Source organism: Salipiger sp. PrR003, from assembly GCF_010500785.1.
Lineage (GTDB): Bacteria > Pseudomonadota > Alphaproteobacteria > Rhodobacterales > Rhodobacteraceae > Salipiger > Salipiger pacificus_A.
In genome coordinates this window covers 142,311-162,519 of the sequence record NZ_JAAGOV010000010.1, presented here as the reverse complement: position 1 = coordinate 162,519, position 20,209 = coordinate 142,311, and the positions used below count along the sequence as shown (strand labels likewise).

The 20,209-nt window shown below is 66.8% G+C and carries 20 protein-coding genes; 13 read left to right on the top strand and 7 right to left on the bottom strand.

Annotated features, from left to right (window positions below):
- Positions 1-77: 77 nt before the first annotated feature.
- The 5 genes from G0D83_RS00885 to G0D83_RS00865 form a co-directional block, all read right to left on the bottom strand.
- Positions 78-866: an SDR family oxidoreductase gene (locus G0D83_RS00885; protein ID WP_164188739.1), complete on the bottom strand. Its 789-nt coding sequence runs from the start codon at positions 864-866 to the stop codon at positions 78-80.
- Between the two features lie 21 nt (positions 867-887).
- Positions 888-1,847, bottom strand: coding sequence for a calcium/sodium antiporter (locus G0D83_RS00880; protein WP_164188737.1), 960 nt, complete (start codon positions 1,845-1,847; stop codon positions 888-890).
- A 1-nt stretch (position 1,848) separates the two neighbouring features.
- Positions 1,849-2,028, bottom strand: coding sequence for a hypothetical protein (locus tag G0D83_RS00875; RefSeq protein ID WP_095881157.1), 180 nt, complete (start codon positions 2,026-2,028; stop codon positions 1,849-1,851).
- A 1-nt stretch (position 2,029) separates the two neighbouring features.
- Positions 2,030-2,827, bottom strand: coding sequence for a S49 family peptidase (locus tag G0D83_RS00870; protein WP_164188735.1), 798 nt, complete (start codon positions 2,825-2,827; stop codon positions 2,030-2,032).
- A gap of 263 nt (positions 2,828-3,090) precedes the next feature.
- Positions 3,091-5,448 (bottom strand): hypothetical protein, encoded by a 2,358-nt coding sequence (locus tag G0D83_RS00865; protein WP_164188733.1) that lies wholly within the window; start codon positions 5,446-5,448, stop codon positions 3,091-3,093.
- Between the two features lie 139 nt (positions 5,449-5,587).
- Between G0D83_RS00865 and G0D83_RS00860 the strand changes: the two genes are divergently transcribed.
- A complete protein-coding gene (locus G0D83_RS00860) occupies positions 5,588-6,277 on the top strand; it encodes a thiamine diphosphokinase (RefSeq protein WP_164188731.1) in 690 nt (229 codons plus the stop codon).
- Here G0D83_RS00860 and G0D83_RS00855 read toward each other — a convergent pair.
- On the bottom strand, positions 6,198-7,139 hold the full coding sequence (locus G0D83_RS00855; protein WP_164188729.1) for a DMT family transporter: 942 nt from the start codon (positions 7,137-7,139) through the stop codon (positions 6,198-6,200). The genes G0D83_RS00860 and G0D83_RS00855 overlap by 80 nt on opposite strands.
- 269 nt (positions 7,140-7,408) lie before the next feature.
- On the opposite strand from G0D83_RS00855, the gene secG reads away from it, so the two are divergent.
- Together secG and G0D83_RS00845 are read left to right on the top strand one after the other, a co-directional pair.
- Positions 7,409-7,789 carry a preprotein translocase subunit SecG gene (gene secG, locus G0D83_RS00850; protein ID WP_108964705.1) on the top strand — a complete coding sequence of 127 codons (381 nt, stop codon included), beginning with the start codon at positions 7,409-7,411 and terminating at the stop codon, positions 7,787-7,789.
- Positions 7,790-7,960: 171 nt separating this feature from the next.
- Positions 7,961-9,604 carry a CTP synthase gene (locus G0D83_RS00845; protein ID WP_108967518.1) on the top strand — a complete coding sequence of 548 codons (1,644 nt, stop codon included), beginning with the start codon at positions 7,961-7,963 and terminating at the stop codon, positions 9,602-9,604.
- A gap of 83 nt (positions 9,605-9,687) precedes the next feature.
- Here G0D83_RS00845 and G0D83_RS00840 read toward each other — a convergent pair whose 3' ends face one another.
- The gene (locus G0D83_RS00840; RefSeq protein WP_164188727.1) at positions 9,688-10,764 is read right to left on the bottom strand and encodes an acyltransferase; all 1,077 of its coding nucleotides are present in this window, start codon (positions 10,762-10,764) and stop codon (positions 9,688-9,690) included.
- A gap of 391 nt (positions 10,765-11,155) precedes the next feature.
- On the opposite strand from G0D83_RS00840, the gene G0D83_RS00835 reads away from it, so the two are divergent.
- The 10 genes from G0D83_RS00835 (at position 11,156) to G0D83_RS00790 (ending at position 20,160) form a co-directional block, all read left to right on the top strand.
- Positions 11,156-11,944: a 23S rRNA (adenine(2030)-N(6))-methyltransferase RlmJ gene (locus tag G0D83_RS00835; RefSeq protein WP_164188725.1), complete on the top strand. Its 789-nt coding sequence runs from the start codon at positions 11,156-11,158 to the stop codon at positions 11,942-11,944.
- Positions 11,945-12,067: 123 nt separating this feature from the next.
- Complete coding sequence (locus G0D83_RS00830; protein WP_164188723.1) at positions 12,068-12,496, top strand: hypothetical protein; 429 nt, start codon at positions 12,068-12,070, stop codon at positions 12,494-12,496.
- Between the two features lie 139 nt (positions 12,497-12,635).
- The gene (locus G0D83_RS00825; protein WP_108964701.1) at positions 12,636-13,076 is read left to right on the top strand and encodes a TerB family tellurite resistance protein; all 441 of its coding nucleotides are present in this window, start codon (positions 12,636-12,638) and stop codon (positions 13,074-13,076) included.
- Between the two features lie 146 nt (positions 13,077-13,222).
- Complete coding sequence (locus G0D83_RS00820) at positions 13,223-14,005, top strand: ABC transporter ATP-binding protein (protein ID WP_164188722.1); 783 nt, start codon at positions 13,223-13,225, stop codon at positions 14,003-14,005.
- Positions 14,006-14,055: 50 nt separating this feature from the next.
- Positions 14,056-14,778: a transporter substrate-binding domain-containing protein gene (locus G0D83_RS00815; protein ID WP_164188720.1), complete on the top strand. Its 723-nt coding sequence runs from the start codon at positions 14,056-14,058 to the stop codon at positions 14,776-14,778.
- 50 nt (positions 14,779-14,828) lie between these two features.
- Positions 14,829-15,710 carry an ABC transporter permease gene (locus tag G0D83_RS00810; protein ID WP_164188718.1) on the top strand — a complete coding sequence of 294 codons (882 nt, stop codon included), beginning with the start codon at positions 14,829-14,831 and terminating at the stop codon, positions 15,708-15,710.
- Positions 15,707-16,516 carry an ABC transporter permease gene (locus G0D83_RS00805; protein WP_108964697.1) on the top strand — a complete coding sequence of 270 codons (810 nt, stop codon included), beginning with the start codon at positions 15,707-15,709 and terminating at the stop codon, positions 16,514-16,516. Before G0D83_RS00810 ends, G0D83_RS00805 begins: the two co-directional genes overlap by 4 nt.
- 189 nt (positions 16,517-16,705) lie before the next feature.
- Positions 16,706-18,049: a glutamine synthetase family protein gene (locus tag G0D83_RS00800; RefSeq protein ID WP_108964696.1), complete on the top strand. Its 1,344-nt coding sequence runs from the start codon at positions 16,706-16,708 to the stop codon at positions 18,047-18,049.
- A 63-nt stretch (positions 18,050-18,112) separates the two neighbouring features.
- On the top strand, positions 18,113-18,799 hold the full coding sequence (locus G0D83_RS00795; RefSeq protein WP_164188716.1) for a type 1 glutamine amidotransferase: 687 nt from the start codon (positions 18,113-18,115) through the stop codon (positions 18,797-18,799).
- A complete protein-coding gene (locus G0D83_RS00790) occupies positions 18,796-20,160 on the top strand; it encodes a glutamine synthetase family protein (protein WP_108964694.1) in 1,365 nt (454 codons plus the stop codon). The genes G0D83_RS00795 and G0D83_RS00790 overlap by 4 nt, the downstream gene beginning before the upstream one ends.
- The last annotated feature ends 49 nt before the right edge of the window (positions 20,161-20,209 follow it).

Below are 20,209 nucleotides of genomic sequence, written 5' to 3'. Positions count from 1 at the left end.
TGACACGTGCACAACTTGCCGCAGCGACTCCATGGGAGGGTGCCGCAAGGACTCCCCAAGCTGGTCAAACCGCGACCTTATTCCCGGTCGCAGGTGTCCGGCGTTTCCCAGGCGAGATGCTGCCCGCCATCGGTGCAGAGGAACTGCCCGGTAACCCCCGGAGCGTCGAGGAAGTACCCCAGCGCACCGCAGATGTCCTCTGGGTTGGAGCCACGCTGCAGCACCGTCGCCGCGCGCTGCCGGGCGAATCCTTCGGCGCTCTGGTCAGCGCCCTGCAGGGTCGGCCCGGGCCCGATGGCGTTGATCCGCACCTTCGGCGCCAGCGCCCGCGCGCCGGTCTGGGTCAACGTCCAGAGCGCCGACTTGGCCAGCGTGTAGCTGAGGAACTCCGGCGTCAGCTTGCGCAGCCGCTGGTCGAGCATGTTGACGCAGAGCGCCCGCGCGCGCGGCTCGCCACGCTCGTCGGTCTCGGCCTCCGGTGCCTGGGCGGCAAACCCCTGCAGCAGCACGAAGGGCGCCCGCAGGTTGGATTCCATCGCCCGGTCCCAGCTGGCGCGGGTCGCGGTCTGCATGTCGTCGTGCTCGAAGATCGAGGCGTTGTTGATCAGCAGCCCGAGCGGCCCGCCAAGCGCCTCGGCGGCGCGCGCCACCAGCGTCTCGCTCTGCGCCTCATCAAGCAGGTCCGCCTGCAGGGTGACCGCGGTGCGGCCCATGGCGCGGAGCGCCTGCGCCACCTCGTCAGCCGCCTCGGCAGAGCCGCCGTAATGCACCGCCACGTCGAAGCCACGCTCACCGAGGTAAAGCGCCATTGCGCGGCCCAGCCGCTTGCCCGCGCCGGTGACCAGCGCACGTTTCTCGAGTCCCATGCGTTTCTCCCCCGAAACCGTTTAAATCAGAACCACCGTCACATAGCCGACGTAGAGCGCCGAGAGGATAACCCCCCAGACCCGGCCGATGTCCCGGCCAAGGAAGACGAAGGGCACCAGGATCAGCGAGGCCCCGAGCATCACCCACAGATCGAAGCTGAGGAATTGCGGGTCCACCGGCATCGGCTTGATCAGCGAGGCCACCCCGATGATCGCCAACAGGTTGAAGACGTTCGAGCCGATCACGTTTCCAAGCGCGACATCCGCCTGCTTGCGGATCGCCGCCATGACCGTGGTGGCAAGCTCGGGCAGCGACGTGCCGAGCGCCACCAATGTCAGGCCGATCACCGTGTCGGGCACGCCGAACATGGCGGCGATCTCGGTGGCGCTGTCGATCAGCAGGTTCGCCCCCACCGGCAGGCCAACAAGGCCCAGCACCAGGTAGAGCGCGATCTTCCAGCCCGGCATGTCCGGGTCCGCCCCTTCGGGTTCTTCGAGTTCGTCCGGCTCGCAGGACGCCTCCTTGCCATTCTTGCGATGGCAAAGCGCGTCGCGCACCGAATCCCAGAGGATCGCCGCCATCACCGCCAGCATGATCAGCCCGGCGATCCAGTCAAAGACCCCGCGGAAGGCGAGCGCGATGAAAAGACCCGTGGCACCGAGCATGATGGCATAGCTCTTGCGGGTGTCATGTGTCGAAGAATGGATCACCGTGATCAGCGCCGGGATGCCCAGCACCAGCAGCACGTTGGCGGTGTTCGAGCCCACGACGTTGCCCAGCGCGATCCCCGGCACCCCGTCCAGCGCGGCCTGGATCGAGATCAGCAGCTCGGGCGCCGAGGTGCCGAAGGCAACGATCGTGAGACTGACGATCAGCGCCGGGATGCCCATGCGCAAGGACAGGTTCACCGCCCCCTTGACCAGCGCATCCCCCGCGAGAAGCAGGATCACAAGGCCGAGGGCCGCGTAGAGAAATACCATTTCAGACCTTTCGTTCGCCGCAGGGGCACGGCCCCTTGCCGATCCGGTACCGGCCGCAGCGCGGACATTTCCTTCCCGCCTCGCGGCGGCTCAGCCGCCCGATCCCGGGCATGCGCAGCTTGCCGAAGATCCCCAGCACCGCGATGACCACCAGAAAGAGGGCGACGACCTTTGCCAGCATGTCAGAGCCCGAAACGCGCGTAGCCCGCGCGTTCCTCGATCAGCCCCAGCGTCTCTTCCGCGAGGCTCAGGCCGAGCCGCGGGATCAGCCGCTTTTTCATGCCGTAGCGGCGGAATTTCACCTTGTCGCCGTAGCGTGCCTTCATCCCGGGCACGAGATGCGCCACGCCATCGGCGAGCCCGACCTCGACCGCCGAGCGGCCGATCCAGATCTCCCCCGTGAAGAGTTCGGGATCGTTCTTCAGCTTGCCCCCGCGCCGCGCCTTGACCTGCGCGATGAAGGTTTCGTGCAGCTGTCCGAGAATGCGGTTCAGCCGTGCCACATCTTCCTCGGTCTCGGGGCGGAACGGGTCGAGCATGCTCTTGGATTTGCCGGCGGTGTGCACCCGCCGCTCGATGCCCTGCCGGTGGAGGAAGACCTGCGCGCCGAAGCTTGCCGAGATCACCCCGATCGAGCCGAGGATCGAGCTTTCGTCAGCGAAGATCTCATCCGCTGCCGAGGCGATCCAGTAGCCGCCCGAGGCCGCCACATCCTCGACGAAGGCGAAGACCGGGACCTTGGTCTCTTCCGACAGGCGGCGGATGCGCGCGCCGATCAGCGAGCTCTGCACCGGCGAGCCGCCGGGCGAGTTGATCTCGAGCGCCACCGCCTTGGGCTTGCCGCGGCGAAAGGCCCGTTCGAGCACCGGCGCCAGTGCCGCGTCGTTCAGCGCGCCGCGCCCCTGCGGGCCGATGGCGCCCTGCAGGCGGACGACCGAGACGAGGGGCTTTGATTTCACGAAGGGGATCGGGATTTGCATGCGCGTGATGTAGACACGCCCCACCGCAACGACAAGACGAAGGCAAAAAGAACTCTTACGTGATGCGGCACGGCCCGCCCGCACGCCACGCGGCACCCGAAAAAGTCTTGTCTTCTGGGCAGAAACATCCTGGGAAAGCTTGGCCCCCAAGGGCCGCGCGGCGCGGAGCCCGCGCTGCCCTAGCGGCACCAAGTCCCCCTTCAGGGCAACGAAAAAGGGCGGAAGCCGCGCCCCGCCCTTTCTTGATCGTGATGAACTTCGGCTCAGCCGACGGCGCGGGTCGAGGGCTTGAAGCTGATCCGCTCGGAGACGGTGAACCGCCCGCCGCCGGTCTTCTCGATCTTACCGTCGCGCAGCAGCTGGCCGAAGCTGCGCAGCCGGTCCTCGCGGCTCGAGTCCTGCCCCTCGACCTGCCGTACCTTGGTCATCAGCTGCGGGCGCGAGAACTGCGCGTGGCCCTCGACATAGGACAGGTAGGCCGCGGCCGCCTCGAGCAACTCCGGCAGATCGTGGGCGCCGACGCTGTCTGCATAATCGGCGAAATCGCCCCCGCTGGCATCTGCGGTGTCGATGTCCGCCAAGGTCACGCGGCGCGGACGCAATGGGGTGGCGGCTGCCTCGGCGGCGACATTCACCCGCTGCTCGGCCACCAGCTTGAGCGGCGCAGGGCGCGATTCGATGGCGGTCTCGACCGACGGCGCATCGGGGCGTTCGGCGCGGCTCGGGGCCGCAGGGCGACGCGGGCGCACCACGTCGGCGAGATCTTCGCGGTAGGGCTGGGCCTGCGCCTCGGCATCCTTCTTGCGGCCCAGCAGCCGGTCCGCGCGTGTCGCGGCCACGGCGGCACGCAGATGCGCGATGGCGCTGCGGCGACGGTTGCCCTCGGGCTCTTCCATCTGGGTGTTGGTCTCGTCGAGGATGCGCGAGGTGTCATTGTCCTCGACGCTCTGCTCGGTGAGCATGACCCGCGCCGGGCTCGAGAGTTTCACTGCCTTGCGCACGTCCTCATGGGCCATGCGCGCGAAGGCATCTTCGAGCGCGTCCTCTTGCTGGCCTGCGTCTTGCGCATCGGGGGCCTCGTCGAAGGCGGCGGCAAAGGCCGCGGCGTCCTCGGCGCCGTGGTCGTCCTCATCCTCGTCATCGTCTTCTGCGACGTCGGCACCGGCCGTATCCTTGACGTGGTCGTCAGGTTCGGCCGCCTCGAAGTCCCAGTCGGTGTCGTCGAGGGCCTCGTCGTCCCAGTTCTCGTCATCCCGGACTTCGTCTTGCCGCTCTTCGTCATCCCGGTCTTCGTCGCCCCAGGCGGAGTCCTCCGCGTCATTTTCGGCCGCCTCTGACTCGAGATCGGCGAGCACCTGCTTGGCCTCCAGCGGAATTTCGGCGCTCGGCGCAGCGGCGAGCGTCTCGAGGTCCTCGACCTCGTCCCATTCGCTCTCGAGCCCGGCGGCGAGCTCGGCCTTCACAGCCTCCAACTCGCGCGCCAGCTCCGCCTCGTCCTCGGCGCTGAGGCTGCTCGAGGGCTTGGGTTCGTCCATCTGCTCGAGCTGCCCCGAGGCGACAGCGGCGTCAAAGGCGGCGCGGGTCACCTTCACCACGCGCACGCGGCGCGGGCCGCGGCGCTGCTCGGCCGGCTGGGACTCGGAAGGGCGCTCGACCGGGGCCTCTGGCTTGGCGGCAAACTCGGGGGTCAGCGCCAGCGGTGCCGGCGCGGGCTCGGCGATAACGTCGTTTTCTCCGGGGCTCGTGGCCTCGTCGATCAGGTGGGCGGCGAGACCGTCCTCCGCGACCCCTGCGTCAGGCGCGGCAGAGGCAGACTCTTCGGACGCGAGACTGCCGAGCATGGCAGAGACGGCGGCCACCGTATCTGCGCCATCCTGCTGCGCCGAGTCGTCCTGATCGGCCTCGTCCTGTGCGGCGAGGGCAGAGGTGGCGGCCCCGCCCGAGACCACCGCGCGGATGCGGCGGAGCTTGGCGGCGACGCTGTCTGCGGCCTCGTCCTGCGCCGCCTCGTGCGGGGCGGCACGTGGCGCCGGTGCGGCGGAGACCTCGAAGGTGCTGTCCTCGTAGTCATACTCGTCGCCCGCGGCCTGCCCGGCCTCCGCGGCGAAGAAAGCGGCCTCGGCGGCAAGCGAATCCCTGCGCGAAAGGGCGACCTCTGCCTCGGGGTCGGCGATCTCGGATCCGGTGGCTTGCGTTTCTGCGGCTTCGGCTTGCGCCTCTGCGGCGGCGCGGGCCGCGGTTTCGGCCAGCGCCGCTTCCATGCCACGGTCCGCGTCCGGGCCGATCACCTCGGCGGCGGGCCGGGTTGGAGCGGGCCGGGAAACATCGGGCGCGGAGGCGGGTGCCGGGGACTGCGAAACCGGGGCGGCCACATCGGCGAGCGGGCCGCGCAGCACGAGCCTTCCGCCCTGTGCCTCGGCATCCAGCTGCGCCTGAAGGAGCTGAGCGGCAAGCTCGGGATCGAACTGCGGCGGTTCCGCCCCAAAGAAGCGGTCCTCGCGCACCACCCCCCGGAAGAATTGCGTCGTGTCCTTGACCACGCCAAGGGGATCCTCGAAGCCTTCCGCCGTGCAGGAGAACGTGCCGTAGGACACCGTCAGAATCTTGCTCGAACTCACCATGTTCCGCTCACTTTTCACTCGATCTGCAACAGATTGTTTACCACCGACTAGGAGACCAAAGCTGACCGAATCTGAGGTTTTCACAGTATCATTTCATGACCAAATTGTGGTCGTTTTCGAGGAAAGCCACTAAAAAGCCATGAACTTCGACCCGATCCGATCACACTCTCCCGTCCTGCTGGTCGGAGGAGGCGACTGCCCGGCCGACATGCTCCTGCCGTTACTGGCGCGGACGAAAACGCGGGTCGCCGCGGATGGCGGGGCCGCGGCGCTGCTGTCGGCAGACGTGACCCCCGACGCGGTGATCGGCGATCTCGACTCGCTGACCTCAGAGCACCGCGCCCGGATCCCCGCCGCGCGCATCCACCGCATCGCCGAGCAGGACAGCACCGATTTCGACAAGTGCCTGCGCAGTATCGAGGCACCTCTGATCTACGCGGCGGGGTTTCTCGGCGCGCGGCTCGACCACCAGCTGGCGGCGATGACGGTGCTGGCGCGGCGCCCCGACCGCCCCTGCCTGCTGGTCGGGCGCGAGGACGTCGTCGCTCTCTGCCCGCCCGAGCTAGCGCTCGATCTGCCGGTCGGCAGCCGCTTCTCGCTCTACCCGATGGCCGAGGTCGGCGGAACGAGCCAGGGCCTGCGCTGGCCGATCGACGGGCTGCGCTTCACCCCCGACCTGCTCACCGGCACGTCGAACGAGACCGATGCACCGCGCGTCACGCTGCACCTCGATGCGCCGAAGATGCTGGTCATTCTGCCGGTGACGGCGCTGGCTGCGCTGGAACGGGCGCTTCTCGAAGCGCCCTCGCGATGGCCCGCTCGCGCATGAGGATATAGAGCCCCGAGGCGACGGTGACGCAGATGCCCACCGTCGCGAGCCCGTTCGGCAGGTCCGCGAAGACCGCGAAGCCGATGATCGTGGCGACGGGAATCTCGAGGTACTGCATCGGCGCCAGCGTGGCCCCCGGCGCAAAGCGCAGCGACCACGTCATCAGCAGATGCGCGAGCGTCCCCAGAAGCCCGATCGCGACGATCAGCCCCCAGACCGGTGCGCTTGGCTGGCTCAGCGCGAGCCCGGGCACCGTGCCGCCCGGCACAAGCAGCAGCACCGGCGCCATGATCCCCACCGCGATCACGCCGGAGACGGCCTGCAGCGAGATGGCATCGACGTCGCGGGCGATCTGCCGGGTGACCAGCATGAAAAGCGCGAAATTCAGCGCGACACCGAGCGGCAGCAGCGCCGGCCAGCCGACTTCGGCAAAGGCGGGCTGAACCACGAGCAGCGTTCCGATGAAGCCCACCCCGCACGCGGCCATGCGACGCCAGCCGACCTCTTCGCCAAGCACGTAATGCCCCAGCAGCAGCGTGAAGAAGGGCATGACGAAAGCAATCGCAATGGCGTCAGCCAGTGGCAGGTAGCGCAGCGCGGCGAACATCATCGCGATGCCAAGCATGTGCATCACCGTGCGCAGCACCGTCAGCCCCAACACCCGGCCGCGCAGACGACAGACGCCCCGCGTCGCGATCATCAAAGGAATCAGCACCGCCGCCTGAATGGCGAAGCGCAGCAGCAGCAGCTGGCCGATCGAGACCTTGTCGCCAAGCAGCTTGGCCGTCGCGTCGCCCATCGGCGCCACGACACAAAAGCCAAGCATCAAGAGCACACCGAGAAGGGGACGATCACCAGCCATGACGCGCAGCGTATCCGCGCCCTCTCGACCCCACAAGGCATTCTCAGCTCCGCGTTCGAAGCGTCCCCCGGCCGGGCTCGCGCCGCCGCGAAGGCGATGACCGCGGGCATTTTCGCGGTTGCGACGACCCCGGTGCCATGCAGCAGGCGCGGCGCGGCTGCCCCAGCGCCGCGGCCCTTTGCCCCCATAGCCAAGAGCCGGGTTGCGTGTGCATCCTCCTTGGCCTACATAGCGCCCGTTCAACACAGCCGGAATGCCTGAGACGCCCCATGGAAAACGTGATCCTTATCGTGCACCTCCTCCTCGCGCTCGCGCTGATCGGCGTCGTGCTGCTCCAGCGCTCCGAAGGTGGCGGTCTCGGCATGGGCGGCGGCGGCGGGGCCATGAGCCAGCGCGCGGCTGCCACCGCGCTCGGCAAGATCACCTGGGGCCTGGCCATCGCCTTCATCATCACCTCGATCACCCTGACGGTGCTCGCAGCGAGCGATGCCAGCGGCGTGTCGGTCATGGACCGTCTCTCGGGCTCCGCTCCGGCAACCGACACGAACACCTCGGCACCGGCTCCGCTGGACACCGATGGCCTCCTGCCCCCTCCGTCGGGCGGAAATGACGCAGGCGCGGATGCGCCGATGGTTCCGAGCGCCGACTAAGAACTGCCCGACTAACAACAGCTTGAGGGCCGCCTGTCAGCCGCAACAGCATCTTGCGGTTGGCTAGACAGTGCGGCCCGAATCCTTTATACGTGGACTCCCGTGATGCTGCGGCTCGATGGGCCGTGGGTGTCCTCCTTTTTTGACGCAAATCACGGGGTCGCGCTGCCAATGGCACGTTTCATCTTCATCACCGGCGGTGTCGTTTCTTCTCTGGGCAAGGGTCTTGCCTCGGCGGCACTCGGCTCGCTGCTTCAGGCGCGGGGCTTCTCGGTTCGTCTGCGCAAGCTCGATCCGTATCTGAACGTCGATCCGGGGACCATGAGCCCCTTCGAGCACGGCGAGGTCTTCGTCACCGATGACGGCGCCGAGACCGATCTCGATCTCGGCCACTACGAACGCTTCACCGGCGTTCCGGCGCGCAAGACCGATTCCATCTCGTCGGGCCGCATCTACACCAACGTGCTCGAGAAGGAGCGCCGCGGCGACTATCTCGGCAAGACCATCCAGGTCATTCCGCACGTCACCAACGAGATCAAGGACTTCATCTCGATCGGCGAGGACGAGGTGGACTTCATGCTCTGCGAGATCGGCGGCACGGTCGGCGACATCGAGGGCCTGCCCTTCTTCGAGGCCATCCGCCAGTTCAGCCAGGACAAGCCGCGCGGCCAGTGCGTCTTCATGCACCTGACGCTGCTGCCCTACATCAAGGCCTCGGGCGAGCTGAAGACCAAGCCGACGCAGCACTCGGTGAAGGAGCTGCGCTCGATCGGTCTCGCCCCTGACATTCTCGTCTGCCGCTCCGAGGGTCCGATCCCGCAGAAGGAACGCGAGAAGCTCGCGCTCTTCTGCAACGTGCGCTCCGACAGCGTGATCGCGGCGCAGGATCTGCCGTCGATCTACGACGCGCCGCTGGCCTACCACCGCGAAGGCCTCGACCAGGCCGTGCTCGATGCTTTCGGCATCACCCCGGCCCCCCGCCCCAACCTCGAGAAGTGGGAAGACGTTTCCGAGCGCATCCACAACCCCGAGGGCGAGGTGAACGTCGCCATCGTCGGCAAGTACACACAGCTCGAGGACGCCTATAAGTCGATCGCCGAGGCGCTGACCCACGGCGGCATGGCGAACCGGGTCAAGGTCAACGTAAGCTGGGTCGACGCCGAGCTCTTCGAGCGCGAGGATGCCGCCCCCTATCTCGAAGGCTACGACGCCATCCTCGTGCCCGGCGGCTTCGGCGAGCGCGGCACCGAAGGCAAGATCAAGGCGGCCCAGTTCGCGCGCGAGCACAAGGTGCCCTACCTCGGCATTTGCCTCGGCATGCAGATGGCGGTCATCGAGGCGGCGCGCAATGTCGCGGGCGTGGCCAAGGCCGGCTCGGAGGAGTTCGACCACGAGGCCGGCGAGAAGCGCTTCGAGCCGGTGGTCTACCACCTCAAGGAGTGGGTTCAGGGCAACCAGAAGGTCAACCGCTCGGTGGCCGACGACAAGGGCGGCACCATGCGCCTCGGTGCCTATGACGCGGTGCTGACCGAAGGGTCCAAGGTCGCCGAGGTCTACGGCACCACCGCCATCGACGAGCGCCACCGCCACCGCTACGAGGTCGACATCAAGTACCGCGAGGCGCTGGAAAAGGGCGGTCTGTGCTTCTCGGGCATGTCGCCCGACGGTCGCCTGCCCGAGATCGTCGAATGGCCGGATCACCCGTGGTTCATCGGCGTGCAGTTCCACCCCGAGCTGAAGTCGAAGCCCTTCGATCCGCATCCCCTCTTCAAGGATTTCGTCCGCGCGGCGAAAGAGGTCTCGCGGCTGGTTTGAACCCGCGCTTCAGCTGACATGAGAAACGCCCCCGAGGACTCCCTCGGGGGCGTTTTCGTTTGCCGGGAGCGGTCGCCCGGCGCTCAGCGCTCCGCCGAGGCGTGCCACGCCGACATGCCCGGCAGGCTGCGCATGATCCTGCACTCCCGCGCGAAGACATGCTGGCGCAGCTTCAGGGCGGGCCGCTCGATTCCCACCCAGGACAGATGCGCGACCAGTATGGTGAGCGGCAGGGAAAGGGCGGCGATCCAGTACCATTCGCGCATCCCGGGCAGCAGATGCGCGATCAGCTGCTGGATGATGAAATGATAGAGAAAGATGCCGTAGCTCAGATCGGCGCTCTTCAGCACCCCGAGCCGCGGCGGGTCCATGACCCCAAGCCCCACCGTGACATAGGCCATGGCCACAAGGCCGATGTATTGCCCCAGCCCGCTCACGCTGAAGCCGATGACCCCCACCAATGCGGCGATCGTCACGAGGTAGCCGTGGATCTGCACCCGGTCGCGGTAGGCGTGCAGGCAGATGCCGAGCAGGAAGGCAATCACCAGCGCCCGGCCGGTCACCGGACCCACCCAGGGATCGAACTGCCAGCCGGTCCGCAGCCCCATCTTGAGGACCGAGAAGGCGATGAAGATCGTCAGACCCGCCAGCAGCACCCGCCGGTCCTTGCGCGCTCCGGCCAGCGCAAGCACGCCCAGCCCGATGTAGCAAATCAGCTCGTAGGGCACGGTCCAGAGCTGGCCATTGGCCATGCCCGGCTCGGGGTTGGTCTCGAAGACGCCCGGCAGGTAGAGCGAGGCATTGCTCACATGGCCGGTGACGTTCAACAGGTAGCGAAAGAACTGGTCGCTGGTGAAATACTCTGGCCAGCTCAGGTTGGTGACCAGCCCGCCGACCAGCACCGCCGAGATCGTCACCTCGACGGCCAGCGCCGGATAGATGCGGATGAAGCGCAGCCCCATGAAGCTCAGCAGCGTGCGACAGCGGTAGAGGCTGCCCGCCACCAGGAAACCTGACAGGGTGAAGAACATCGGCAGCACGGTCATCGCGAGGCCGTCGATCGGGAAATGCGCCCAGACGGCGTCCATGTAGACCCTCTGCCCGTAGGCGATCTGCACGCTGTGGATCAGCAGGACCAGCACGGAGAGGGTCAGGCGCATGTAATCAAATCCGCTTGGCCGGCCCCGTGCGGCCGCCATCAAATCATCAATGGTCACTATGTCACTCCTCTGCACAGAGCCGGGCTCGGACAAGGGGGCACCCCCCGCATTGGCTGGGCCTGCACGAACAAGATGGAATATCACTTCAAACAATAGGGACGATGGTCGCGCATGGATCGGCGTTCGGCAAGCCTCAACTTCCCGTCGCGCCAAACTCCGTGCACTCGCGCCAGAGAGGCGCCACGTACCGGGGCAATCGCGCAGGTGGCGAACGATCCTAGCCGCGCTCGACTTCGAGCCCGGCAGGCGTTATCTGCGGCGGCAGGTGCAGGCCGCGTGTGAGGCCCCTGCCCCGCCCCACCCGTTGATCTGCCCATCTGCCGAGACTGCGATGCTTTCCTACCAACACGCCTTCCACGCCGGAAACCTCGCCGACCTGCAGAAGCATGCGCTGTTGGCCGAGTTGCTCTCCTACATGACGAAAAAGGACAAGCCGCTCAGCTACATCGAGACCCACGCCGGGCGCGGTCTCTACGACCTGACCTCGGCGGAGGCGGTGAAGACCGGCGAGGCGGCGCAGGGGATCGAGGCGTATCAGGGCATCTTCCGCCAAGGGCACCCCTATCTGCAGGCGCTCGCCGAGGTGCGCCGCGAGCACGGCCCGAGCGCCTATCCCGGCTCGCCGATGATCGCAGCCAAACTCTTGCGATCGCAGGACAAGCTCCACCTCGCCGAGCTCCATCCGCAGGAGCACGCGGCGCTGACCCGGGCGCTGCGCGCACCCAATATCGCGATCCACCGGCAGGACGGTTTCGATCTTGCGCAGAGCCTCTGCCCGCCCGATCCGCGACGCGGCGTGATGCTCGTCGACCCGCCCTACGAACTCAAGCAGGACTATGTCGAGCTGCCCAAGCTGTTCCGGCAGATCGCGAAGAAGTGGAATGTCGGCGTGCTGGCGCTCTGGTACCCGATCCTCAGCTCCGCCGCGCATGTGGCGATGCTCGCCCAGCTCTCCGAAGATTTCCCCGGCGCGCTCTGCCACGAGATCCGCTTCCCGCCGGCGCGCGAGGGGCACCGGATGATCGGCTCTGGCATGTTCATCGTGAACCCGCCCTGGGGTCTTGCCGAGGCCGGTGCCGAACTTACCGATCGGCTGCGCGCTGCCGGCGCCCTCGGCTGACCGTTTTCTGCCATTGCCCAGCCCCGCAAGCTGACGCAGAGTAATGCCGTTGACACATGCCAACGGGAGACAGATGGCCCCCTCCTTCCTGCAGCGCCCACCCGCACGCCAGCCGAGACAGCCGTGGCGCGCGGGCTGAAATTCTGGATGGCGGCCCCCGAGGCCACGCCTCTGGAGCCCTGCGACGTGCCGCTGGCGCTCGGGGCGCTGCTGCTGCGCGCCGCCGCCGAGGCGCAGGGCGCGCCGCCATTGATCGGCGTGGCGCTGGTCGATGCGGTGCTGGCGCGGCGCCATGAGCTGACCCAGCGCGAGGCTGCCGAGATGCGGCTGACGTGCCAAGCTGTCGCCGCCGCCGCCCCCGATACCGCCTGTTTTGCCGCCATGCTCGCCCGCGCCGTGGGCTACCGCGATCGGCTGGCGCTGGCGCATTGCCTCTGCGACGTGATGGCTGGCAGCGATCCTGCCCCGAGCACCCGGCAGACCGCACTGTGGTTGGCCGAACACCTGCTCTTCGTCGCGCCCTGCGATCTTTCCGCGAGCCGGACGGGTTAGGGCATCCGGGGCGCCGTCCCCATCCGCTGCGCGCACTCCCCGGGACATTTTCGCCACGAAGAAAGCCCGTCGGCGCGCGTCTTTACACGATCGCGCGCGGGGCGTTGGCGCGGCGGCGCAAGGCGGCTATATCTTGCGCATGTTCGCTGATTTCCTCAAACGGCTGGTCGATCCCGGCCCCGACCGCCTGCCCGACGCCGATGCGCGGCTGGCGCTCTGCGCTTTGCTGGTGCGCGTCGCGCGCGCCGACGAGACCTACGACCAATCCGAGCAGGACCGGATCGACCGGATCGCCGCCACGCGATATGGGCTCTCGCCCTTCGAGGCCACGCGGCTGCGCCGCGACGCCGAAGCGCTGGAGGCCGAGGCCCCGGACACCGTGCGCTTCACCCGGGCCATAAAGGATGCCGTGGCCTATGAGGACCGCATCGCTGTGATCGAGGCGCTGTGGCAAGTGGCGCTCGCCGACGGCAGCCGCGACGATGAGGAAGACGCGGTGCTGCGGCTGGTCGCGAACCTTCTCGGCATCAACGACAGGGATTCGGCGTTGGCCCGGCAACGGGTGGAAGCCGCGGGCTGATGCCCACCGGCAGCGGCTGAAATCCGGGTATATGCCAATTTACGCCGCGCAAAGCACAAGACAGCCGCCGTTTTGCGCATGGACAATCAGGCCATTTTGCGCCCATTCTCGCCGCCAATATCAGCAACAGCCCAAGAAGGTTTGGCTTGACCGATCCAGCCCAAGCTCCAGTCATCGAGATCCGCGATCTGCACAAGGCCTACGGCGAGCTTGAAGTGCTCAAAGGGGTCAGCATCACCGCAAAGCGTGGTGACGTGGTCTCCCTGATCGGCTCGTCGGGCTCCGGCAAGTCGACGCTCCTGCGCTGCTGCAACCTGCTCGAGGACAGCCAGCAGGGCGAGATCATGTTCAAGGGAGAGCCGGTGCGCTGGCACGGCAGCGGGCATCACCGTCGTCCGGCCGACCCAAAGCAGGTGCTGCGCATTCGCACGAACTTGTCGATGGTGTTCCAGCAGTTCAACCTCTGGGCCCATATGACGATCCTGCAGAACGTCATGGAAGCGCCGCTCACCGTACTTGGCCGCCCGCGCGACGAGGTCGAGGCCGCCGCAAGGCGCTATCTCGACAAGGTCGGTATCGGCGACAAGGCCGACGCCTGGCCTGCGCAGCTTTCGGGCGGCCAGCAGCAGCGCGCGGCGATCGCGCGCGGGCTCTGCATGGAGCCCGAGGCGCTGCTTTTCGACGAGCCGACGTCGGCGCTCGATCCCGAGCTGGAACAGGAAGTTGTGAAGGTGATCAAGGATCTCGCCGCCGAAGGGCGGACCATGATCATCGTGACACATGACATGAAGATGGCCCATGACGTGAGCGATCACGTGGTGTTCCTGCACAAGGGGCTCATCGAGGAAGAGGGCGCCCCGGCCGAGCTGTTCGGCGCGCCGAAATCGGAACGGCTGCAGGGCTTCCTGCGGTCGACCAGCCACGTCTGACGGGCGGCAGAGACCACCCCGGACATGTATATAACCAGGGAGCAACTCCAATGAAATCCATCCTTCTCGGCACCGCCGCGCTGGCCATGACCGCCTCGATGGCGCTGGCCCAGGACGTCGTGCGCATGGGCACCGAGGGCGCCTACCCTCCGTACAACTTCATCAACGACAGCGGTGAAGTGGACGGTTTCGAGCGCGAACTGGGCGACGAGCTCTGCACCCGCGCCGAGGTGACCTGCGAGTGGGTGACCAACGACTGGGACTCGATCATCCCCAACCTCGTGTCGGGCAACTACGACACCATCATGGCCGGCATGTCGATCACCCCCGACCGTGAGGAAGTCATCGGCTTCACCCAGAACTACACCCAGCCCGATCCCTCGGCGTACCTGGTGCTGTCGGGCAACGACGGCATCGACCTCTCGGGCGCGGTGATCGCCGCACAGACCGGCACCATCCAGGCGGCCTTTGTCGCCGAGATGGGCGCGACGCTGGTCGAATATGCCACCCCCGACGAGACCGTCGCCGCCGTGCGCAACGGCGAGGCGGACGCGGTGCTCGCGGACAAGAGCTACCTCGTGCCGGTTGCCGACGAGAGCGACGACGTGATGCTGCTCGACAAGGACGAGCTGATCGGTGGCGGCGTCGGCATGGGCCTGCGCCAGAGCGACACCGAGCTGAAGGAAAAGTTCGACGCGGCGATCCAGTCGATGAAAGACGACGGCTCGCTCAACGCGCTGATCGAAAAGTGGGAAATCGGCGCCTCGTTCTGAGCGCCCCAGAGCGAGGGGGCCCCTGCGGCCCCCTCGACGGCTGATAAGACATGTTCTCCTGGTGTACCGACCCCAATGCGATCGACGGCCTGGCATGGCTGAGCTGCTACCTGACCACGGGCAAGCACCTGTCGATCTATGTCTCGGTAGGCACCGTGCTGCTGCTGCTGGCGGTCGCCGCACCCGTCGCGCTTGCTTTCGGCTTCGGCGGCGCCATGGCCGCGCGCTCGCATTTCCCGCCGCTGTCCTGGCTCGGGAAGGCCTATATCGCCATCGTGCGCGGCGTGCCGGATATCGCCTTCTTCCTGTTCTTCGTGATCGCCCTCGACCAGTTCTTCGAGTGGATACGGCACGAGGTGAAATGTCCCGACTGGGACCAGCCGATCCGCCAAGGCAATGATTTCGTGGTCTGCCCCGAGGCAAAGCTGCCGCTCTCGACCGCCGCCCAATGGGTGCACGAGACGTACGGCTTCTCGCTCGCGGTGCTGACCTTCTCGATCGTCTTCGGCGCCTTTGCCGCCAACGTGCTCTTCGGCGCCATGCGCGCCGTGCCCCATGCCCAGCTCGAGACCGCCGAGGCCTATGGCATGAGCCGCCGCCAGACCTTCTGGCGCATCCTTGTGCCGCAGATGTGGGTCTACGCCCTGCCCGGCCTGTCGAACCTCTGGATGGTGCTGATCAAGGCCACGCCGCTGCTGTTCCTGCTGGGGGTCGAGGATATCGTCTATTGGGCGCGCGAGCTGGGCGGGTCGAAAACCGCGAAATTCACCGATTACCCGCACCCCGACTGGCGCGTGTGGTACTTCCTGGCGCTGCTGGTGTTCTACCTCGCCTTCACCCGCGTGTCGGAAATCGTTCTGGGCCGGATCATGAAACGGCTCACCCATGGGCAGGCGACCATGGGCGGCGAAGCGCAGAGGAAGGCCGCATGAGCTGCTGGGAAACCATCGCCGACTACGGGCTGCGCTCTATTGGCATCGGCGAGCGGCTGCTGCCGCGCGACAATTTCACCCTGTGCCAGCAGGTCACGCTGATCGGCTCGGGCATGCTGTGGAACATCTACTTCGGCGTGGTCGCTTTGGTCACCGGCTTTTTCCTCGCAACGGCGCTGGCGCTCGGAAAGGCGTCCAGGGTCACGCCAGTGCGGAAGCTGGCGGAATGGGTGATCTTCGTCTTCCGCGGCTCGCCGCTGTTCATCCAGTTCTTCTTCGCCTATTTCCTGTTCCTCAGCCTCAAGAGCGTGTCGCCCGCCTTCGACCCGCTGACTTCGGCATGGCTCGGGGCGGCGCTGGTGCTGTTCCTGAACACCGCGGCCTATACCGGCGAGATCTTCTACGGGGCGCTGCTGTCGGTCCCGCGGGGCGATGTCGAGGCGGCGGATGCCTATGGTTTCTCGGGCTGGCCGCGCTTCAGGCGGATTGTCTGGCCGACCATGCTGCGGCTGGCCTGGCCCGCCTATACCAACGAGGCGATCTTCCTCTTCCATGCCACGACGCTGGTCTTCTTCTCGGGCTTCCCGGCGTGGCAGCAACGCGGCGACGCGCTCTATTACGCGAACTACTTCGCCGACAAGACCTTCAACCCCTTCGTGCCCTATCCGATCCTCGCGGGGTTCTTCATCCTGCTGACGCTCTGCGTGGTGGGGATCTTCGGGCTGATCAACAAGCGGCTGAACCGGCACCTGCCGAAGGAACGCCGCCAGAAGATGCGGATGCGCCCCCGGCTGCTGATGCGCTGAGCCGCCGACGCACGAGACGCGAGAGCCGGACGCCACCCCAGCGCCCGGCTTTTTCATGATCGCTTTCCCGGCCGCGTCACGCCCAGCCGTTCATCTTTCCAAAAATACTCGCTTTCTTCCCCCCAACCCCCGCTTGCCAGTCAGCATCCGACTCGCTACGCTGAATTTGATCAAATTCTTGGACAGAAAATGACAGACCCGAAAACCTGGCTCCGCAAGAACCCCCAGGTCCGCACCATCCGTGTGGCCGCATGCGACCTCAACGGACAGCCGCGCGGCAAGCGCGTTCCTTCCCGCTTCGCTCACAAGGTCGTCGAGGACGGCACTCGCTTCCCCTTCTCGGCGCTGAATCTCGACATCTGGGGCGAGGACATCGACGACAGCCCGCTGGTCTTTGAATCCGGCGACCGCGATGGCGTTCTGAAACCCACCGAGCGCGGCTTCGTGCCCATGCCCTGGCTCGAGGCGCCCACCGCCCTGCTGCCGATCTGGATGTTCCACGAGGGCGGCAAGCCCTACGAGGGCGACCCCCGCCACGCGCTGGCGCAGGTGGTCAACCGCTACAAGCGCCACGGGCTGACCCCGGTGGTCGCGCTCGAGATGGAATTCTTCCTGATCGACGACAGCGCCAAGAAGCTGCAGGTGCCGGTCTCGCCCCGCTCGGGCAAGCGCCGCAAGGCCGCCGAAGTGCTCTCGATCCGCGCGCTCGACACTTTCGACATCTTCTTCACCGATCTCTACGATGCCTGCGAGGACATGGACATCCCCGCCGACACCGCCATCTCCGAGGCAGGTCTGGGGCAGTTCGAGATCAACATGATGCATCAGGACGACGCGCTGCGCGCCGCCGATGACGCCTGGCTCTTCAAGATGCTGCTGAAGGGGCTGGCCCGCCGCCACGGCTTTGCCGCGTCGTTCATGGCCAAACCCTACGAGGACTACGCAGGTTCGGGGATGCATATGCATTTCTCGGTGCTCGACGAGGACGGCAACAACATCTTCGATGATGGCGGTCCGAAGGGCACCGACGTGCTGCGCCACGCCATCGGCGGATGTGTCGAAGCCATGCACGACAGCACCCTGATCTTCGCGCCGCACCTCAACTCCTACGAACGTCTGATCCCCGAGAACCACGCCCCCTGCGGCATCTCCTGGGCCTACGAGAACCGCACCGCAGCCATCCGTGTGCCCTCGGGCAGCCCGGCGGCGCGGCGGATCGAGCACCGCGTGGCGGGCGGCGACGTGAACCCCTACCTGCTGATGGCCACCATCCTCGGCGCGGCGCTCAATGGCATTGAGGACGAGATCGAGCCACCCGAGCCGATCACCGGCAACGCCTACGCGCAGGACCTTCCAATGATCCCGACGGACTGGGTCTCGGCCATGGACGCCTTCGAGACGAGCGAGATCATGCCCCGCATCCTGCCGCAGGAGCTGATCCGCAACCTGCTGCTGACCAAGCGGCAGGAGCAGCTCTACATGACCGAGCTCTCGCCGCTCGAACAGGTCGAAATCTACCTAGATACAGTCTGAGCACGGCCTTGCCGCCTCGTCGCGGCAAGTCTACCTTTGCGCCAGAAACCACATGTGTGATCCATGAAAATCGGCATACTGCAAACCGGCCTCGTCCCCGCGGAACTCGCGGGTGAGACCGGTGAATACCCCGCCTTCTTTGCCCGGCTCCTCGACGGCTACGGCTTCGACTTTCAAAGCTGGTCGGTGGTGAATGGCGAGTTCCCAGACGGCCCCGAGTCGGCGGACGGCTGGCTCATCACCGGCTCGCGCCACGGCGCCTACGAGGATCACGCCTGGATCCCGCCGCTCGAGCAGCTGATCCGCGACATCTACGCCGCCGAAAAGCCGCTGATCGGCGTGTGCTTCGGCCACCAGATCATCGCGCAGGCGCTTGGCGGCAAGGTCGAGAAGCACCCCGGCGGCTGGGTCGTCGGGCCGACAACCTATCGCTTCAAGGACGGGCAGGAAAAGGTGATCAATGCCTGGCACCAGGATCAGGTCACAGAGCTGCCGCAGGGGGCCGAGGTCGTGGCCAGCTCCGACTTCTGCGATTACGCCGCCCTGCTCTATCCGGGCCATGCCTACACGGTGCAGCCCCATCCCGAGTTCAGCGACGATTTCACCCGCGCCCTGATCGAGACCCGCGGCCCCGGCGTGGTTCCGCAGGAGCGGCTCGACGCCGCCGGCAAGGCGCTCGGCACCCCGCTCGACCAGCGGGCGGTGGCCGATCAATTCGCGCATTTCTTCAAGCAAAAGGCTCTCGCATGACCGAAGACTGGACAGGCCAGCTTCCGCAACCCGCCACCGCCTATCTCGAAGGGCGGCGGCTCGACGAGGTCGAATGCGTGATCGCCGACTTGCCCGGCATTGCCCGCGGCAAGGCGGTTCCGGCCTCGAAGTTCGCACGGCAGGACTATTTCCACCTGCCCGAGTCGATCTTCTACCAGACGATCACCGGCGACTGGGGCGAGGCGGCGGACGAGACCGTCGGCTTCATCGAGCGTGACATGATCCTGCGCCCGGACATGAGCACCGCCACCGCCGCGCCCTGGACCGCTGACTGGACACTTCAGGTGATCCATGACGCGTTCGACCGCAAGGGCGAGCCGGTCCCTGCCGCGCCGCGCAACGTGCTCAAGCGCGTTGTCGAGCTTTACCGCAAGCAGGGCTGGGAGCCCGTGGTGGCGCCCGAGATGGAATTCTTCCTGGTGGCGCGCAACGTTGATCCGGCCAAGGACATCAAGCCCATGATGGGCCGTTCGGGTCGACCCGCCGCTGCCCGCCAGGCCTATTCGATGACCGCGGTCGACGAGTTCGGCCCGGTGATCGACGACATCTACGACTTCGCAGAGGCGCAGGGCTTCGAGATCGACGGCATCACCCAGGAGGGCGGCGCCGGTCAGCTCGAGATCAACCTGCAGCACGGCGACCCGGTCAAGCTGGCCGACGAAATCTTCTATTTCAAGCGCCTGATCCGCGAGGCGGCGCTGCGCCACGACTGCTTCGCCACCTTCATGGCCAAGCCGATCGCCGACGAGCCCGGCTCGGCAATGCACATCCACCACTCGGTGATGGACATCGAGACCGGCCGCAACATCTTCTCCGGCCCCGCCGGAGGCGAGACCGACGCCTTCTTCCACTTCATCGGCGGGCTGCAGACCTACCTGCCCGCGGCCATCGCTGTGCTTGCGCCCTACGTCAACAGCTACCGCCGCTACGTGCGCGACAGCGCAGCGCCGATCAACCTCGAATGGGGCCGCGACAACCGGACCACCGGTATTCGCATCCCGATTTCCGGTCCCTCCGCGCGCCGCGTCGAGAACCGCCTCGCCGGGATGGACTGCAACCCCTACCTCGGCATCGCCGCCTCGCTGGCCTGCGGCTACCTCGGCCTGATGGAGGAACTGCGGCCCTCGAAACAATTCCGCGGCGACGCCTACGAAGGCGAGGGAGACATTCCGCGCGTGCTGGGCCAGGCGCTCGACATCTTCGACGAGGCGACCAAGCTGCACGAGGTGCTGGGACCGGAGTTCGCGCGCGTCTATTCGATCGTGAAGCGCACCGAGTACGAGGAGTTCCTTGCCGTGATCTCCCCCTGGGAGCGCGAGCACCTGCTGCTCAACGTCTGAGCGCGCGCCATCGCCCGAGGCGTCGGCGGGGGTGCCCCCACCCCCGGGA

What these genes read in the sequence shown, in the direction of transcription:
- G0D83_RS00885 (WP_164188739.1), bottom strand. Translation starts at nt 866, where the DNA reads ATGGGACTCGAGAAACGTGCGCTGGTCACCGGCGCGGGCAAGCGGCTG.
- G0D83_RS00880 (WP_164188737.1), bottom strand. Translation starts at nt 1,847, where the DNA reads ATGGTATTTCTCTACGCGGCCCTCGGCCTTGTGATCCTGCTTCTCGCG.
- G0D83_RS00875 (WP_095881157.1), bottom strand. Translation starts at nt 2,028, where the DNA reads ATGCTGGCAAAGGTCGTCGCCCTCTTTCTGGTGGTCATCGCGGTGCTG.
- G0D83_RS00870 (WP_164188735.1), bottom strand. Translation starts at nt 2,827, where the DNA reads ATGCAAATCCCGATCCCCTTCGTGAAATCAAAGCCCCTCGTCTCGGTC.
- G0D83_RS00865 (WP_164188733.1), bottom strand. Translation starts at nt 5,448, where the DNA reads ATGGTGAGTTCGAGCAAGATTCTGACGGTGTCCTACGGCACGTTCTCC.
- G0D83_RS00860 (WP_164188731.1), top strand. Translation starts at nt 5,588, where the DNA reads ATGAACTTCGACCCGATCCGATCACACTCTCCCGTCCTGCTGGTCGGA.
- G0D83_RS00855 (WP_164188729.1), bottom strand. Translation starts at nt 7,139, where the DNA reads ATGGCTGGTGATCGTCCCCTTCTCGGTGTGCTCTTGATGCTTGGCTTT.
- secG (WP_108964705.1), top strand. Translation starts at nt 7,409, where the DNA reads ATGGAAAACGTGATCCTTATCGTGCACCTCCTCCTCGCGCTCGCGCTG.
- G0D83_RS00845 (WP_108967518.1), top strand. Translation starts at nt 7,961, where the DNA reads ATGGCACGTTTCATCTTCATCACCGGCGGTGTCGTTTCTTCTCTGGGC.
- G0D83_RS00840 (WP_164188727.1), bottom strand. Translation starts at nt 10,764, where the DNA reads ATGCGCCTGACCCTCTCCGTGCTGGTCCTGCTGATCCACAGCGTGCAG.
- G0D83_RS00835 (WP_164188725.1), top strand. Translation starts at nt 11,156, where the DNA reads ATGCTTTCCTACCAACACGCCTTCCACGCCGGAAACCTCGCCGACCTG.
- G0D83_RS00825 (WP_108964701.1), top strand. Translation starts at nt 12,636, where the DNA reads ATGTTCGCTGATTTCCTCAAACGGCTGGTCGATCCCGGCCCCGACCGC.
- G0D83_RS00815 (WP_164188720.1), top strand. Translation starts at nt 14,056, where the DNA reads ATGAAATCCATCCTTCTCGGCACCGCCGCGCTGGCCATGACCGCCTCG.
- G0D83_RS00810 (WP_164188718.1), top strand. Translation starts at nt 14,829, where the DNA reads ATGTTCTCCTGGTGTACCGACCCCAATGCGATCGACGGCCTGGCATGG.
- G0D83_RS00805 (WP_108964697.1), top strand. Translation starts at nt 15,707, where the DNA reads ATGAGCTGCTGGGAAACCATCGCCGACTACGGGCTGCGCTCTATTGGC.
- G0D83_RS00800 (WP_108964696.1), top strand. Translation starts at nt 16,706, where the DNA reads ATGACAGACCCGAAAACCTGGCTCCGCAAGAACCCCCAGGTCCGCACC.
- G0D83_RS00795 (WP_164188716.1), top strand. Translation starts at nt 18,113, where the DNA reads ATGAAAATCGGCATACTGCAAACCGGCCTCGTCCCCGCGGAACTCGCG.
- G0D83_RS00790 (WP_108964694.1), top strand. Translation starts at nt 18,796, where the DNA reads ATGACCGAAGACTGGACAGGCCAGCTTCCGCAACCCGCCACCGCCTAT.